We start from the raw sequence: 19,603 nt of genomic DNA, 5'->3' as shown, positions 1-19,603 counted from the left end.
ATGAAAAACCAGATTAGCAATGATGCCAATCTGGTTCTTTAAAGGTCAGTCCTTGCCGATCTCAGTATTATCCGTGGTCAATGACCCCATTATTTAACAACGACTCCACAATCGCATCAGAGCTTAATCCAACAAGCGCACCATTATCGAATGGGGCTGCCTCACCTAAGTGCTCGAGCACGATCGTTTGATGAACGTTTGAGTCAGTAGTTATGTTGATTGACACATTTTCCGTATTAGCGTCGTAATTTGCCTGAATGTGATCCAACAAATCATCCATAGGCGCATTGGGGTCATTTAAATCCGCGATGACATCCTTTAAATCGATGGTGTCATGCGTAACGGTAAAGTCAGTAATCGTATCGGTTGCCCCCTCATCTACCGTATCTTCCGTCCATTTAAAGACATCATGTCCATCCCCGCCAGTAAGAATGTCGGAGCCTAGACCGCCATCAAGGAGGTCGTCACCACTCCCACCAAACAAGGTGTCATCACCATCTCCACCAAACAAGGTATCATCACCATTGCCACCAAACAGAGTGTCATTACCACTGCCGCCAAGAATAGTATCGTCGCCATCACCTCCGGTCATCGAAATACCCAAATGACCGGCAATCAGTAAACTGTCTTGCGTTTCACCAGAGATGTCTATGTCTTGGCTATTGGATGTCACGGTTAAACTAATATCGATAGGAGCGGAATAAGCCTCGTCTCCGTTCGACTCAGTAGAGACAGCGGTTAAGGTAATGTCATGCTGACCTTGACGCGCATTATCGATGTACAGCGTATCAATTTCATCTGCTGGCACTGTCCAAGTCGTACCATCAAAACTGATATTTGATGAGGACGAGTCACTTTTAACTGATGCCCCATTAGGTACGCCCGTTAACTCTAGAGCCAGAACTTCATTTACATCAGTCAATGCCGCAACAATGCCAACCAGAGCGATTCCCTGACGGCTTGCGGTTTTCGCCGCAGTAATTCGCTGAACGTGATTAAAGTCAGGATCAAGCGATAGTGTCGGCGCATCGGCTACGGGCGTGACATTAATATCAAATTGTTCTGTCGTTTGCAGAGATGTCCCTGAGTTGTTGTAGTAAACGCCATTATCATCAGCCGTCACTGTCAAGGTGATTTCTGGGCTATTCACATCACTAGCATCAACAAAAATGCCGACTTTCGGATCATTCGAAGTCAGAACTGCATTGAGATCTGATAATGTTCCCATCAACTCTAAATTGCCTGCGATACCCGTACCCTGTGACACTTGAACACCAGGGGGTATGACAGCGGAAAGATCGCCATCTGTGACGCTCAGCGATATCGTCATGGTTTCATCTGCGTGGACACCTGAGAAATCCACATCAGTAATTTCGATACCTGAGATCTTTTGATCCGATGACTCCGCAATCGTACTTGTGACCATTGAGCCATCAATCTCTGGCGCATCGTTGATGGCGTTAACTGTCATTACGGCAGATCCAACCACAGATTGTGGATCAGAGACACCATTAGTCGTTCCATCATCGGTAATGTCGTAATTAAAGCTTACATCCCCGTTGAAATCAGGGGCGGGTTCAAAGGTCCACTCCGTTGAGCTCACTTGAGTCAGTGTGCCAGAAGTAGAATCGACTAACGCGACATTATCGACGATCAAGTTGTCCGACTCTGGATCACTTGCGTTGCTTAGCAGATCGGTAGCCGTAATGGTTACCGCACCACCATCTTCATCAATACTATTTAGCGTTACCTCAGATGTCACCGGTGCATCATTAACCTCAGAGACTTCAAAGGTTGCCGTCCCTGATACCGTTTGAGGATCAGAAACACCGTTCGTTGTACCGTCATCGGTAATGTCGTAAGTCAGATCTACCTTGCCGTTGTAACCCGCCGCAGGCGTAAATGACCAAGTACCGGACGCGTTATCGAAATCTAATATACCGCTGCTAGAGTCGACCAACTGAACATTACTCACCGTCAACGTGTCGTTCTCAATATCAGAGGCATTCGCCAATAAATCAGCTTGCGTAATTTCAACCGCCGGACTGTCTTCTACGATATCAGAGAGCGTCACTTCAGACGTCGTTGGTGCATCATTCACTTCGGTTACATTGAACGAAGCACTACCATTGACAGGTTTCGGATCGGATACTCCATTCGTCGTACCGTCATCGGTAATAATGTACGTGATTTCAACTGCGCCATTGTAATCGAGTGCTGGGGTAAATTCCCACTCTCCCGTGCCACTGTTGAAAGTAATGCTGCCCGAATTCGGATCTGTTAACTGAACATTGCTAACCGTGAGATTATCGTTCTCTACGTCTGTCGCATTCGCAATAAGATCCGCTTCAGAGATGGAGAACACACCACTGTCTTCCTCAATATTCGGTAGCGTCACTGGCGTAGTTTCTGGGGTATCGTTCACCGCTGTCACTTCAATATTGAAGCTGCTGCTGTTGGTATTTAGGGTGTCATCAACTCCACCAATCACGATACCTTCGTTGCCTTGGTCATCCACAGTCACATCGACTTGAACATTACCAAAGAAGTTAAGATCTGGATTGAACTCAACCAAACCGTCTGAAATGGCATTGTTAAGATCAGCAACGGTTCCTTTCAGTTCAACAGAGTCTGTGCCATCACCGGTCACTGCTAAGTTGTAGTTGGTCACGAGCGTCGTGTTGAGTTCCAAGGTACCACTGTCGACGTTAATATTAAGCAAGTACTCAGCGTTCGGATCATCCAGCACAGCGTCAACGTCCGTAATGCTGAAGCCATCAAGCATCAATGGTGTATCTTCTGGTGTTTCTACATCAACGGTGTTGACAAACTCTGGACGGTCGTTAACGGCTTCAACATCAACGTTTACGTCAAACTCCTCTGCGGAACCTAAACTTTGGCTACCATCGAGCCCTGTATCAACAGCTTGAACTTTGAAATGCAGTAACTCATCCCATGAGTTATCGTTGCGGTCACCAGAGTTAAAGACGACTTGATCCAAATCTTGAGCATTGACCTCCAATACGAAAACGCCATTGCCTTGATCAGTAAATGCCGTTCCATCCGTCAGTGACAAACTCGCACCATCTGGCACATTTGAAATCTCGACTCTTAGCGTCTCTGGATTGTTTTCGTGATACGTTGCACCATCCCCGATAGACTCTTTGTTATCAACCACCAACGCATTGACGTTGATCACAATGTCTTCGCCTTCATTACCTGCGGCTGAAGTGTCGGGATTTACATCAACGTCATCGCCAATAGGATTCACAACAAGCGTAAAGTTATTGGTTCGCTCGGTTGGCACTTGTAACAATTCTTCTTGGATAAAGACTGTAATACCAATCTCCGCATCACCACTGAAATTTTTCGGTGGATTGATTTGGATGTCACTCAGATCAATGGATTTCTGAGTGAGGTCTTTTAGTTGAATACTCCATTCGCCCCCACCGTTGTTCTTAACAACATAATCAGAGGAATTAGATTGAACAACAAAGTCATCAGGAATCCCTGTTAACTTGAGTGAAACGAAACTCTCAGAGCCGTCATTGTCGTTTAGACTGATCGATACCCCAGCTCCCGATTGATTTAACGAAATTGAGGTATCTTCGTCACCAATCACTGTAATTGGCTGCGTAGGATCGGCACCTGTAATCGTAATATCGTCCACCACAGGCGTAACTTCAAATGTCACATCATCAGTGAAGGTTCTTATGTCGATATTATCGCCAGGATTGTTCAAAGTAGACTGATCAAACAAAGCCGCGTCCGTGATCTCTCCTTCGATGTTAATCTTGACGGTATTTTGCCCTCCACCTACGGGATAATTTTCTTTTGGCTTAAACAGAACATTATCAAGCGCACCCGCTAAAATCTCAGCTTCATTAAACTCAATACTTGTCCCTAAACTCTGTCCATTGGCGTCAACAAACTCACCCAATGTTGTATCATCGAGCTCTAACTTGATATTCGTTAGCGTTTCCTTACCACCTTGGATATTGTTATAACGGTCGGCAAAATCAACATTAAGATTAAGCTGGATTAAACCATCTTCATAACCAACACCATCCGCAGTTGGTACATCGTTATTTAGGTCATTAACAGGTTGTTTGTTCGCATCTAAACCGAGAGTACCTGTGATATCCACTGTCACATTTGGTGTGACATCACTATCTAGTGGTTGATCGCCCGTCGAGCTCGGAACATCTGCAATCGGTAAAACCTGGACAGGAATGCGTACGTTGCTTTCTTTTTCGTCGCCAGAGTCTGTGTCTGTGGTGACAAACTTTATAGGCAACTCGAAATCACCAGCGTAATCTTCTGCCAAGTGCATTGTTAAACCGTTCAAACCGTCCAAACCTGTGATATTACCACTCGCGTCGATATCTGCTTGGAAAACGTATTTACCATTGACAAAATCGATATCAGTGCCTGTTATCACCAAGCCTGGAGGAATACCGGGGGCGGATGGATCAATGATAACCGTCAAAACATCTTCCACACCATCGGCATTAATCGCATTAACTTTCGACGTCAACTGACTGCCAAGGTCGACAGCATTGTCTTCCGATGCTTCTATTTGAACGTCATCAGCCACCTGAATTTCAGCAGCAATACTCATTTGTGGGGTGAGAACCGTCGGAAACTCAAGTGTTACGTCAGTTTGTCTCACCACTGTTGCATCTTTTTCAACGGCATCCTCACCTAAATCGTTTACCTCGGCATAAATGGTTAAACCAATTTGAGATAAACCACCGTTGTCACCATCATCGCTGTCATCGTTTGGTGTTAAATCAAGACCAGAAGGCGCTTTAATCGAGAAGTTTTCTTCATCAATTACTGTCCAGCGACCTCCGCCTTCGTTCAATGCGCCTATGATGACCAATTGATTTAGGATCTCAGGATCAACATTGTCAAACTGAATAACAAGCTGAGTCACGACCTCATCTGAAGATGCATCAAACTCTTGATATTTAATGATATTAGCGCCAGACTCGCCGCCCGCTGAAGTATTGATGGTAAAATCAATGTTACCTTGAGCGTCTGACTTAACGATGTCAGTTGCAACACCTGTGCTTCCCGTAACAAGCAGACGTGTCTGGTCGTCTAGCGCTCCAGTGGTATCTTCTAGCTCTACGATTGGGTTAACTTGGACATGCACCATGCCATTGATGACTTTTTCTGCAATGCCCTGTCCAGGGTTAGAAACGTTGACGTACTCATGATCAATCTCTTTCACCGTAACCGTGGTATGCAAATCAAAGTCAGTACTTGAGTCTTGCTCTAATTGCACCTGGACATACCCGCTTTGAGAGATTCGAGCAGAAAAGTCTTGCTCCGACTCGTTCGCTAGTGGCGAAAGTGTTAATGTTCCAAGAACCAATGTTTGTGCGACGCCATCGACATAAACTGTACTACCAGGAGGGAAGCCTGATATCGTCACATCACTAAAGAATTCATCGGTATCTGGGGCTTGAACGAGTGTTGGCTTCCAGTCAATATTGAAACGTGTATCTTCATCACCTTGTGATTGAACCGTGTAGCTATCTTGTGCATCAATCACAGGAGCGACAATGATTCGAACCTCACCCGACGACGTACGACTGTGACCATCATTCTCCGTCACAATCGTCGTGGCTGTAATATGAATGTTTTCTGTCGATGAAGCTTCCGGTTTAATAACTATTCCAGAATTAATATTCGCCGTGGTGATGTTGGCTTCATAGATTGGCTGATTTTGCGCGTCATAACCTACAAATGTCAGATCGACGGATGCACCATCGCTATCGAACACCTCGACACCTGCAGGTATATTCGACAGCAGAACGGTAACCGACTCTGAATGATCATTTGGGTTATCCGGTAACTCACCAGAAATCACACTAAACGCAAGGTCGACCTGACCATTTTCATCGATATGGGTCTCAATACCCCTGACGTTTCCGTCATTAAACTCGTGCCAAATTCCTGACTTATCGTTGAGTTCAATAAATGGTATGTCTGCGACACCTTTCACGCCGACGATGACCGTTTTGCTGCCCAATGACAGAACATCTTCTGCTGTCCCGGTAGACAACGATGCCGTATCTTTCACTATACCTTCAACATTGAAAGTAAAGTCATCATTACTATGCAACGGAGGAAGGGCTTCAACGTTAGCTAACTCTGATTCTGGGATTTCATAATACAGCACATTGCCGTTTGAATCTGTCACTTCCGAGATTTGGCTTGGGTTTGCTGAATCAAGCCACACTAACGTAACACCATCAATTGAGAAGTCAGAAATACGCACAAACAGTGCTTCAGAACCATCTAAATCCGCAGACGGTTTCATGGTGATCACTTCACTTAACTGAAGTGGATCATGATCAGCGATAGGGTCGATGGTATCTTGAGTACGAGCGTTATCTTCAAAGACATTGATTCGGTTAACGGTAAAACTACCAGCGTCCGCATCAGGCTTCACATCAATCACGATTTCTTCGGTTACAGAGCGCGCCGTTTCTTTGCCTGCTAGAGGGTTAGTTTGTTCTTCCGTGATCGCTGTAACTTCAAGCTTAATTTCACCAGAGAAGTTATCGATTGGATCGATTTGAACTTCATCAATTCGGGTTTCATCCACCAGATAAACACCACCAGATTTTGGTATCGCACTACCATCTGAATAGACTAACTCTGCGTTACCTTCTCCTTGTGTAAAGACGAGCTCGTACACTATGCCCTCAGGGTTACTAATATCCTGAGTTTCAGCCGTGATATTAAGTGCGACATTGCTTCCATCCTCATCAACGGAGTAGTTGAATTCACTGCTAGCATTCCACGTTGCGATATCTGCAACAGCATCAACTTCAATATCTAGACGACCATTAATATTATGGTCTGGCGTACCATTGTTAAGAATTTCTATACGGATACGAGGATCGATACCAGAGGCATCCGTTGATGAATGACGGTCTGGAACAAAGTACAAGTTATCTAACCTAACAAATTCGCCATTGAATGACTGATCGACATTTGATGCGTCGAGAACAACCGTATCTCCTACTGGCGTCAATTCAATGTAGTTACCGCTGCCATCTTTGTAGTAGAAGGTGCCATTGTGCGTACTCGCATCTCGAATGGTGATATCGCCTAAACTCTCGTTACGGTCGATATCATTCAAATTAATAACCAAGTCGACTTTCGCTGGCGTCACATCCAAAGTCGATAAGTTATCTTGAGTATTTGCTGAATCAATGCCTGAGACTACACCACCGCGACCTTGGTCCTCAAACGCAAGTACAGTCAATGTTTTAATTTGTGCATTTTTATCGGTTATTGAAATATCAACAACCGCAGTGCTGGTATCTAGATCGCCATCGGTTGCAGTAACCTGTATCGTAAAATCGATCGAATCTGGATTAGCGTGGTCTAGGTTATCATTTGGATTAAAGCTTACCTTACCGTCAGGATTTACTACCAAGCGACCAATTTCAGTATCAGTGCCATTCAATTCTTTGTAGACACTTACGGTTTGCTTAACACCGTTAAGGTCAATGTCACTAACATCGCTTCCATTGACTTTAAAGTAGATCCCTGAGTTATCGGCACTGAACGAAGTTAGCTCACTACCGTCAGCACCATAATTCAAATCTCCTTCGACAGGATCAGTAAACAACTGAACGCTTTTACTCCCCTGACCCTCGACACGCGTTATTGAAGCATCATGCAGAGTTGGTATGTCATCGACGATCGTCACGGGTAAATTAATACCTGCTGTATCGCCATCGACATCAGTCGCGAAGACTGGAAGATCGAGTATCAGTTTATCTTCACCTTGCGCAGAGTGGTCTAAAACGCCTTCCAGAGTAAACTTGTAAGAACCATCGGCATTTAATACTAAAGTAAAGACTGGCGTACCATCAGGTGTTTGGCCCTGATACGTGTAGTTATTGTTGCTTGCACCAGTTTGCACCAGAGTGACCGCTTCGCCCCCTGAGGTGATGCCAGTGATTGGATTACTACTTAAATCGAGTTGATAAGAAACAACGGTATCGGCCCCTTCCACGGTATCAAAATGACCCGTTGCTTCTAAGCTATCTTTTGCGAGTTCTGAGCCAGATAACAGGTCATCTTCATCAAGCGACAATGGTATAGCGGAAATGATTTCCGGTATATCATCCACAATAGTGATTGGGAGATTCAATGAAGAAGACGTATCACCGTCATAATCAGTAACGGAAATTGGAATATCAAGGATCAGGTTATTTTCACCCTGAATCACGTCATGGTCGATTGGTCCCAACAGCTCAAATTGGTAGCTGTCATTATTCGCATCAAGAGACAGCGTGAAGATCTTGGTTGAGGTACCAGTAATCACCGCTTCATAGCTGGTTATACCGCCCGCTGAACTCACTAAGTTAAGTTCAACATTTTGCCCGTTAGACGTTAAACCAGAAACCACTGAATTCAAATCTGAGACTTGATAGTTGGCTATCTCATCTGCTCCGTCTACTACCTCAAATCCACCAGTTAACACGGTTGAATCGCCACTGGCTGTGTCAGAACCGCCAGTAAGATCATCTTCATCGACCGTTTGTTGGCTAGAGTCGGTAACTTTCACAATCGCAGGAACATCGTCCACAACCGTAATGGGCAATGTGATGTTGTTTGACACGTCACCGTCAAAATCGGTCGCATTGACCGGGAAATTAATGACTAACGAGTTTTCATCATTACCTGCAGGATGATCGAGTGCGCCCAACAGTTCAAATTCATAGCTATCTGTCGAACCATTCAACGTCAGTTTAAAGACGGTATCCGTTGTACCTTGAACGTAAGCGCGGTATTCAATCACGCCATTTGAATTTGAGAACTCAACCAATTCAAGAGTTTTTCCACCTGAAGTGAGCCCAGCGACTGGCGACGTTAAGCTATCCAACTGGAAGCTAACAATAGAGTCTGCACCATCGGTAACATCAAAGTAGCCATCAATAATATTAGATTCTGGCGTGTCATCCGAACCTAGGCTTGGAATATCATCCTCATCCACAGATAAGGTGCTACCTGGTCGAATAGCATCAATGTTTGGTTTGTCATCAACAATGGTCACTGGCAACGTTGCAGTGATGGTATCGTTATCGCCATCCGTGATCGTAACAGGTAGATTCAATAAGATTTCATCAGAATTAACTGCGTGATCCAGTTGACCGGATAGCTCAAAGTCGTACTTACCGTCTTGATGAAGTGTCAGAGTAAAGACTGTGACGCCACCCGGGGTTTGTCCCACATAGACCAATGCATCTGTAGTCGAAGCACTAACGTCTTGAGAAAGCGTGACCTCTTCCCCGCCCGATTTCACATTCGGGATAGGGTTCGAGCTCAGATCCAATTTGAAAGAGTCAATACCATCTGCACTGGTGACTTCAAACTCACCAGAGACAGTCAATGGTTCTTTACTGTCATCGGAACCAAGCGGTAAGTCATCCTCAGCAACTTGCAGGCTTACAATATTGGTGACAACTGGAACATCGTCCACCACGGTGATAGGTAGCGTAAAGGATGGAGACGTATCTCCATCGTTATCCGTCGTCGTCACAGGAAGGTTAATCACAATCTCGTTTTGCTGATCACCATCTGGATGGTCGAGTGGCTTCTGTAAGTCGAATTTGTATGTGTTGTTCGTTGCATCCAACGTCAGTTCGAACACCACTTCGGCAGGATTACCCGCCACACCTTGGTATACATTCACATCGGTGGTGCTAGAAGCCAATACCAGCGTGATCGCTTCGCCATCCGACGTCAATGAAGCAACAGGAGTTGTCAGGTCACTAAGTTGGATAGAGGCTACTTGATCAGCACCTTCGGTGATATCGAAGGTACCTGAAATGACGGTGTCTTCAGGGCTTGCAGTATCTGTACCTGTAGGTAAATCATTTTCATCAACGGCTTGCTCGCTGCCTACGACAACACCGTTGATGGTTGGAACATCATCAATAACCGTAATTGGCAAGGAGATGTTACTTGACACGTCACCGTCAAAGTCGGTGGCATTGATTGGTAAATGGATAACCAGATCATTCTGTCCATCTCCATCAGCGTGATCTAATGGAGCAAGCAGATCGAACTTGTAACTGTCATCAGTGGCATCAAGAGTCACACGGAATACTGGTGTCGTCGAGCCATCAATACGCGCTTCGTAAACTGAAACGCCACCTGTGTTTGATACTTCAACCATAACCAGTGATTGACCACCAGAGGTCAGGCCTTGTACTGGTGTCGTTAAGTCAGAAACACCGTATTCCACAATGCCATCAGAGCCATCAGTCGCGATGAAGTTACCTTCAATACTGTTCGATTGTGCACCGTCAGAGCCTATGGTTAGAATATCGTCCTCGTCAACCGTTTGCACACTTGTCGCTTCGATGCCACCGAGTGTCGGTTTGTCATCAACAATCTTGACAGGTATCGTCTCAGCTGAGGTGTCACCATCAAGGTCTCTCGCGATAATTGGGAAATTTAGCGTTAGTTCATCGCTACCTACCGCATGGTCGATTGGACCTTCAAGAGTAAAGTTATAGCTACCATCGGTATTCACCTTCAGCGTAAAGACCGACTCAGTGCCTGCTGTTGCTTGGTAAGTGAAACTACCATCGCCGTTTGCTGTCTCAGCCAGCGTTACGGCCACACCGTGAGATGTTAAGCCGTCGACTGGTGTCGCAGCGCTATTAAGTTGATAACTCACTACACGGTCAGAGCCTTGTGTGGTGGTGAAACTACCATCGATTGAAATTGGATCATTTTGATCCGAACCAATCGTTGCTAAATCATCTTCATCAACGGTAATAGCATTTACATCAGTAATGGTTGGCTTATCATCCACGATGGTAATTGGGATCGTTTCTATGGTGGTGTCACCATCAAAATCTCTTGCGATGATTGGGAAGTTCAGCGTCAGCTCATCACTATTTGTCGCATGGTCAATTGGACCTTGAAGCGTGAAATTGTATGAGCCATCCGTGTTGATAGTCAGCGTAAAGACGGCTTCAGTGCCCGCTGTTGCTTCATAGGTATAGCTGCCATCACTGTTTGCAGTTTCGGTTAGGGTCACTGCCACACCTTGAGATGTCAGACCATCAACTGGCGTTGCAGAAGCATCCAATTGGTAGCTCACCACACCGTCAGAACCCTGAGTCGTGGTGAAATTGCCATCAATTGAAATTGGATCTGAACCATCAGAGCCAATATTCGCCAAATCGTCTTCATCAACGGTGATCGGTTCTACGTCAGTGATCGTTGGTTTATCATCAACGATGGTGACCGGCAGCGTTTCTGCCGACGTATCGCCATCAAAGTCTGTTGCGATAATCGGGAAATCGATTTGTAGACTGTCACTATTCACCGCATGGTCTAGTGGACCTTGCAGAGTAAAGGTGTAGCTACCGTCTGGCTTCACAACCAATTCAAATACGGCGTTGCCATCTGCGGTGGCGGTGTAAGTAAAGCTGTCATCACCATTTGCAGTTTCAGCAAGCACGATCGGCTCACCGTGAGAGGTTAACCCAGCTACTGGATCTGCGGTGACATCAAGCTGGTATTTAACGACACTGTCTGAACCTTCTGTCGTGGTGAATGCACCCGACATAAAGGCATCATCATTTTGGTCTGAGCCAGTTGAGACGAGATCATCTTCGTTTACTGTCAATGGGACAACGTTATCGATGGTGGGAACGTCATCAGTAATAGTGACTGGAATGGTCGCGGTTGTCGTATCGCCATCAAAGTCTGTTGCAATGATTGGGAAGTTAAGTACTAACTCATCACTATTTAACGCATGATCAACTGGCCCTTCCAGACGGAAGTTGTATGTACCGTCTGCATTCACATTCATAGTGAAGACAGGGTTGCCGTCAGCGGTAGCAACGTAAGTAAAGCTGCCATCAGCATTCGCGGTCTCTACTAGAGTAACTGGTTCACCTTGCGAAGTTAAAACTGCAACAGGATCGGCTGTTGAATCAATTTGGTAACTCACCACATTGTCTGAGCCTTGAGTGGTCGTAAACATGCCTTCAACAAAGACCGCGTCGCTTTGGTCTGACCCAATGCCTGATAAATCATCTTCATCCACCGCCAGCGGCACGACATTATTGATGATTGGCGCATCATCCGTGATTGTGACCGGAATGGTTGCCGAAGTCGTATCACCATCAAAATCGGTCGCAATAATTGGGAAATCAATGGTTAGGCTGTCGCTGTTTGTAGCATGGTCGATTGGGCCTTGCAGCGTAAAGTCGTACGTACCGTCTTTCGCTACATTTAAAGTGAACACAGGATTGCCATCTGCGGTAGCAACGTAAGTAAAGCTGCCATCAGCATTTGCGGTCTCTACCAAAATGACAGGATCACCTTGGGACGTTAAACCCAAAACTGGATCGGCTGTTGAATCAAGTTGGTAACTCACCACATGGTCAGCGCCTTGAGTGGTGGTAAATGCTCCTTCAACAAACAGATCGCCGCCTGGGTCGGAACCCACACCGCTAAGGTCATCTTCATCAACACTCAGCGCATCAACCGCTGTAATAGTCGGTACATCATCAACAATCATGACTGGAATGGTTTCAGTGACGGTGTCACCATCAAAGTCTGTCGCGATAATTGGGAAGTTTAGTGTCAGCTCTTCACTGCCTAGCGCATGGTCAATCGGACCTTCAAGCGTAAAGTTGTAGCTGCCATCGGTATTTACCGTCAGCGTAAACACTGGATTGCCAGCCGCCGTCGCTTCATAAGTGAAGCTGCCATCACCGTTAGGGGTTTCTGTCAACGTCACAGCCACACCTTGCGATGTTAAGCCGTCAACCGGTGTTGCAGAGGCATCTAACTGATAGCTCACTACATGGTCAGCGCCTTGGGTGGTCGTGAAATTGCCATCGATAGAAATCGGATTGCTTTGGGCAGAGCCAAAGTTAGCTAAGTCATCTTCATCAACCGTGATCGCATCAACGGCGGTGATACTCGGAATATCATCGGTAATGGTGACCGGGATCGTCTCAGTGGATGTGTCACCATCAAAATCGGTCGCAATGATGGGGAAGTTCAGCGTCAGTTGATCTTCGCCACCCTGTGCATGGTCGATTGGCCCTTCTAACGTGAAGTTATAAGTGCCGTCCGTGTTTACAATTAGGGTAAATACAGGTTCTACCGTGGTTCCGTTATCTGCCGTTGCAGTGTACGTAAAACTGCCGTCTGCGTTGGCGGTTTCGGTTAAGTTTACCGCAACACCTTGTGAGGTCAGGTTGGCGACTGGGGTTGCGTTTGTATCGAGTTGGTAGCTCACCACACGATCAGAGCCCTGAGTCGTGGTGAAATGCCCATCGATAGAAACAGAATTTAAACCATCAGAGCCAATATTCGCCAAGTCATCTTCATCAACGGTGATCGCTTCGACAGCCGTTATTGTCGGAATATCATCGGTAATGGTGACCGGGATAGTCTCAGTGGATGTATCACCATCAGAATCGGTCGCAATGATGGGGAAATTCAGCGTCAGTTGATCTTCGCCATTCTGTGCATGATCGATTGGCCCTTCTAACGTGAAGTTATAAGTGCCGTCCGTGTTTACAATTAGGGTAAATACGGGTTCTACCGTGGTACCATTATCTGCGGTCGCTGTGTACGTAAAGCTGCCGTCTGTGTTGGCGGTTTCGATTAAGTTAACCGCAACACCTTGTGAGGTCAGATTCGCGACTGGGCTTGCGTTCGTATCGAGTTGGTAGCTCACCACACGATCAGAGCCCTCAGTCGTCGTGAAATGCCCATCGATAGAAACAGAATTTGAGCCATCAGAGCCCATATTCGCCAAGTCATCTTCATCAACGGTGATTGATTCGACAGCCGTTATTGTCGGAATATCATCGGTAATGGTGACCGGGATCGTCTCAGTGGATGTATCACCATCGAAATCAGTGGCAATGATTGGGAAGTTCAGCGTCAGTTGATCTTCACCATTCTGTGCATGGTCAATTGGACCTTGAAGCGTGAAATTGTATGAGCCATCCGTGTTGATAGTCAGCGTAAAGACGGCTTCAGTGCCCGCTGTTGCTTCATAGGTATAGCTGCCATCACTGTTTGCAGTTTCGGTTAGGATCACTGCCACACCTTGAGATGTCAGGCCATCAACTGGCGTTGCAGAAGCATCCAATTGGTAGCTCACCACACCGTCAGAACCCTGAGTCGTGGTGAAATTGCCATCAATTGAAATTGGATCTGAACCATCAGAGCCAATATTCGCCAAATCGTCTTCATCAACGGTGATCGGTTCTACGTCAGTGATCGTTGGTTTATCATCAACGATAGTGACCGGCAGCGTTTCTGCCGACGTATCGCCATCAAAGTCTGTTGCGATAATCGGGAAATCGATTTGTAGACTGTCACTATTCACCGCATGGTCTAGTGGACCTTGCAGAGTAAAGGTGTAGCTACCGTCTGGCTTCACAACCAATTCAAATACGGCGTTGCCATCTGCGGTGGCGGTGTAAGTAAAGCTGTCATCACCATTTGCAGTTTCAGCAAGCACGATCGGCTCACCGTGAGAGGTTAACCCTGCTACTGGATCTGCGGTTACATCAAGCTGGTATTTAACGACACTGTCTGAACCTTCTGTCGTGGTGAATGCACCCGACATAAAGGCATCATCGTTTTGGTCTGAGCCAGTTGAGACGAGATCATCTTCGTTTACTGTCAATGGGACAACGTTATCGATGGTGGGAACGTCATCAGTAATAGTGACTGGAATGGTCGCGGTTGTCGTATCGCCATCAAAGTCTGTTGCAATGATTGGGAAGTTCAGTACTAACTCATCACTATTTAACGCATGATCAACTGGCCCTTCCAAACGGAAGTTGTATGTACCGTCTGCATTCACATTCATGGTGAAGACAGGGTTGCCGTCAGCGGTAGCAACGTAAGTAAAGCTGCCATCAGCATTCGCGGTCTCTACTAGAGTAACTGGTTCACCTTGCGAAGTTAAACCTGCAACAGGATCGGCTGTTGAATCAATTTGGTAACTCACCACATTGTCAGCGCCTTGGGTGGTGGTAAATGCTCCTTCAACAAACAGATCGCCGCCTGGGTCGGAACCTACAACGTTAAGGTCATCCTCATCAACATTCAGCGCATCAACCGCTGTAATAGTCGGTACATCATCAACAATCATGACTGGAATGGTTTCAGTGACGGTATCACCATCAAAATCGGTCGCAATAATCGGGAAGTTCAGCGTCAGTACATCTTCGCCATCTTGCGCATGGTCAATCGGACCTTCAAGCGTAAAGTTGTAGCTGCCATCGGTATTTACCGTCAGCGTAAACACTGGGTTGCCAGCCGCCGTCGCTTCATAAGTGAAGCTGCCATCACCGTTCGGCGTTTCTGTCAACGTCACAGCCACACCTTGCGATGTTAAGCCGTCAACCGGTGTTGCAGAGGCATCTAACTGATAGCTCACTACATGGTCAGCGCCTTGGGTGGTCGTGAAATTGCCATCAATAGAAATCGGATTGCTTTGGTCAGAGCCAAAGTTAGCTAAGTCATCTTCATCAACGGTGATCGCTTCGACAGCCGTTATTGTCGGAATATCATCGGTAATGGTGACCGGGATCGTCTCAGTGGATGTATCACCATCGAAATCGGTCGCAATAATTGGGAAGTTCAGCGTCAGTTGATCTTCACCATTCTGTGCATGGTCGATTGGCCCTTCTAACGTGAAGTTATAAGTGCCGTCCGTGTTTACAATTAGGGTAAATACAGGTTCTACCGTGGTTCCGTTATCTGCCGTTGCAGTGTACGTAAAGCTGCCGTCTGTGTTGGCGGTTTCGGTTAAGTTTACCGCAACACCTTGTGAGGTCAGGTTGGCGACTGGGGTTGCGTTTGTATCGAGTTGGTAGCTCACCACACGATCAGAGCCCTGAGTCGTGGTGAAATGCCCATCGATAGAAACAGAATTTGAACCATCAGAGCCAATATTCGCCAAGTCATCTTCATCAACGGTGATCGCTTCGACAGCCGTTATTGTCGGAATATCATCGGTAATGGTCACCGGGATCGTCTCAGTGGATGTATCACCATCGAAATCGGTCGCAATGATTGGGAAGTTCAGCGTCAGTTGATCTTCACCATTCTGTACATGGTCGATTGGCCCTTCAAGCGTAAAGTTGTAGCTGCCATCGGTATTTACCGTCAGCGTAAACACTGGGCTGCCAGCCGCCGTCGCTTCATAAGTAAAGCTGCCATCACCGTTCGGAGTTTCTGTCAACGTCACTGCCACACCTTGCGATGTTAAGCCGTCAACCGGTGTTGCAGAGGCATCTAACTGATAGCTCACTACATGGTCAGCGCCTTGGGTGGTCGTGAAATTGCCATCAATAGAAATCGGATTGCTTTGGTCAGAGCCAAAATTAGCTAAGTCATCTTCATCAACGGTGATCGCTTCGACAGCCGTTATTGTCGGAATATCATCGGTGATGGTGACCGGGATCGTCTCAGTGGATGTATCACCATCAAAATCGGTCGCAATAATTGGGAAGTTCAGCGTCAGTTGATCTTCACCATTCTGTGCATGGTCGATTGGCCCTTCTAACGTGAAGTTATAAGTACCGTCCGTGTTTACAATTAGGGTAAATACAGGTTCAGCCGTGGTTCCATTATCTGCCGTTGCGGTGTACGTAAAGCTGCCGTCTGCGTTGGCGGTTTCGATTAAGTTAACCGCAACACCTTGTGATGTCAGGTTCGCGACTGGGGTTGCGTTTGTATCGAGTTGGTAACTCACCACACGATCAGAGCCCTGAGTCGTGGTGAAATGCCCATCGATAGAAACAGAATTTGAGCCATCAGAGCCAATATTCGCCAAATTGTCTTCATCAACCGCTAATGCATCAACACCGTCAATACTAGGAATATCATCTTCGACTTGAATAACGATTTGCGCAGCTTCGGGTGTGTTCGAACCGTCAGTAATCGATGAACGATCACCGTCCGCATCCACCGCATAGACTGGCAAGCCAAAGGACAAAACATCATCGTTTGATCCAGTATGATCCAACGGTTCGTAAAGGTTGAACTGATATTCTCCTTGAGTCGGAGAATCGATGGTAATATCAAATACCGTTACGCGCGCACCGTTAAGCTCAATAACACCTTCATAGGTGCGCATACCGTTCAATTCTGAAGTCAGCTCTAGCTGAACAATTTGTCCTTGCGATTGTAACTCTCCAGAAAGGTTAAATTCTGCCGGCTCCAGTTCGTAATGATCTATAACGTCACTACCAACCGATGTCGTGATTGAACCTGTACCACTTGTTACTACTGAACCTTCTTGCGAACCTTGCTCTACTCCAGATTCATCCAAAAAGAGGCCTGTAACATTCTCAATGACCGGATTATTCCCATCCAAAATCGTTAGGTTAAACGTACTATTGGCTGTGTCTTGGTCAAAATCGATGATGGTCGTCGGTAACGAGAGCTCAATATTATCTTGAGTATTAGTTTGCTCTAATGGTTTGAACTGCACAAATTCATAGGTACCGTCCGTATTTAAGCTAATGATCAATACAGGCTCACCGCTACCTTCAATTGAGAGCGTAATCGTCGTACCGTCTTGCGATAGTTCAGCCACCGTTGATTGATTATCACTTAATAGGTTGTCAAATTGACTCAAACCTTCAGAGTTGAAAGTGACCGACGCCAGTTCATCACTGCCAATATCAACAAAACGGCCGCTGATTACAGTGTCAGAAGAGTCAATATTTTCAAACGAAATATCTTGAGGGTTGGGATCGGTACCATCAACGATAGTCGTAACGACATCAATCGGTGAACGAATGCTGTTGCCAATGATATCAGTGCCCGTAATTTCAAATGCAATGCTGATCTGATCGCCAACAATGTCAACTTGACCACCAGCAACCGACGGCACATGGTCAATACCTTGGCTAATGGTTGTTTCTACTTCTAGTTCTAGGTCTTTACCGAGAGAGGTGGCTTCGATATCAATTCGCAGCACTTCATTACCGCTTTGTGAACCAATAATCGAGTTTTGGGTTTGATCATATACAAAGGTAACGGGCTGGCCGTTTGATGTAATATCCGTGTTCAGTTCAGCCAAAAGAGACGTTAACGACAAAGGCGAAATAACGAATGACGTCGGATCGAGAGCAAGATCACCGGCTTCAATCAGCGCCGTAACCGATGTGGTTTGCGGATACGTAGAAAGAGAAACCGATCCTTCGACGACGCGCGATTCCATTGATTCACCGCCATCTGCAAAAATCGTTGCGTTTGCGCCTTCTCTCCCCCCATAGACAGGTTCGCTATTTTGCGTTGGAGAGGTTTCAAAAAAGGTAGAAGCCAACAGTTCAGGGTTATTATATTCAACCGTCACATAACCAGCGTTTGCCGAACCCTGCGCACCACCTGCAGCAGTCGGTTGGAGGATTGCTGTCGGATCTTCTCCATCCAAAATAGCCTGTTGGATGGCAGCGATATCGTTTGTGTTTAAATTAGCGTTATCTACTGCATTAAGATCAAATGAGATTTGTCCTTCGACGTGAGTTTGAGCGATTTTTGGCGTTTGAGATTGCGCCGCCAAAGCTAATTGCTCGGGCGTAGGAACGGGCAAACAAGCGACACAATTTTGGTCAACTATGTAGAGTTCATTATTCGCTAGTACGTCAAGAGAGGCTTCATTTTCTGTAATGATCACCTCACCCACTTTCAACTCATCACCAACCGTGGCGACCCGGATCTTTCCTGAAAGATCCAACACTAACACCTCTCCCGTTACAGCATGTACAACGGCGTTCTGCGACACGGTTTGTGTACTCATCAATTTCCCCGCAAACGATCAACATTTTTTACAACTGACAATCCAGAGTGCGTTAAACTAGTATTTCGTATAGCACATAGGATCCATATCAAGCCGAAAGGACTAAACAGCCCTGCAATTAGACGATAATAATTCGAATTTTTCTGTCAAATCATGTCAATTATCAAGGCTTTCTCAAAAACAAGACAGCAATCTCATAAAAGTATGCTTACAGAAAACAACTGTGCCTTCTAGACAGAGATAATACCAATTATAGCAACCAGTATTGGTATTCCGCTAAAGGTTATATTGCATATGCTGGTGCACTTTTGGAAATGCACGAGTAATGGAGATGAAAAGAACATGACAAGCATGTATTGGACCAGATAATCAGGTTGATCCGCTGAAACTAGCCACAAATGCAATATCAAATGCATACCTAAAGACCAAGTTTTTGGCTTTAACCTTAGACTTACCACTGTAAAAACCGCTAACCCAGTAACAAAATAAATCATAAAAACACGACCAAACGAAAATAATTATCATTTGCAATACTATGGTGTTTTATTCCGACTTTCAACCGTGCTGGACTATCAATTCAATTGCCAAAACCAATTATTTACAAAAGTATAAATAAAATTTTTCTGATTAAACGTTTGCGTAATCGCTAACTCTCTCTTAACACCGAATTGAGCCTTTTATCACGCTTTTTCCATTGCTATAGTACAGCCAACTCAAAACAAAGACCGTTCGAGGCATGGAGCTTCCTCA

1 protein-coding gene is annotated in these 19,603 nt (G+C 45.8%); it reads right to left on the bottom strand.

Translation table 11 applies throughout. The features are described 5' to 3' along the window. Positions 1-67: 67 nt before the first annotated feature. Positions 68-18,853: a retention module-containing protein gene (locus tag ONE56_RS15655; protein ID WP_423841013.1), complete on the bottom strand. Its 18,786-nt coding sequence runs from the start codon at positions 18,851-18,853 to the stop codon at positions 68-70. Between the last annotated feature and the right edge of the window lie 750 nt (positions 18,854-19,603).

Source organism: Vibrio mytili (assembly GCF_049563345.1).
Classification (GTDB): domain Bacteria; phylum Pseudomonadota; class Gammaproteobacteria; order Enterobacterales; family Vibrionaceae; genus Vibrio; species Vibrio mytili.
The sequence above is the reverse complement of the archived record's forward strand: the minus strand, read 5'-3'. Positions and strand labels throughout refer to the sequence as shown.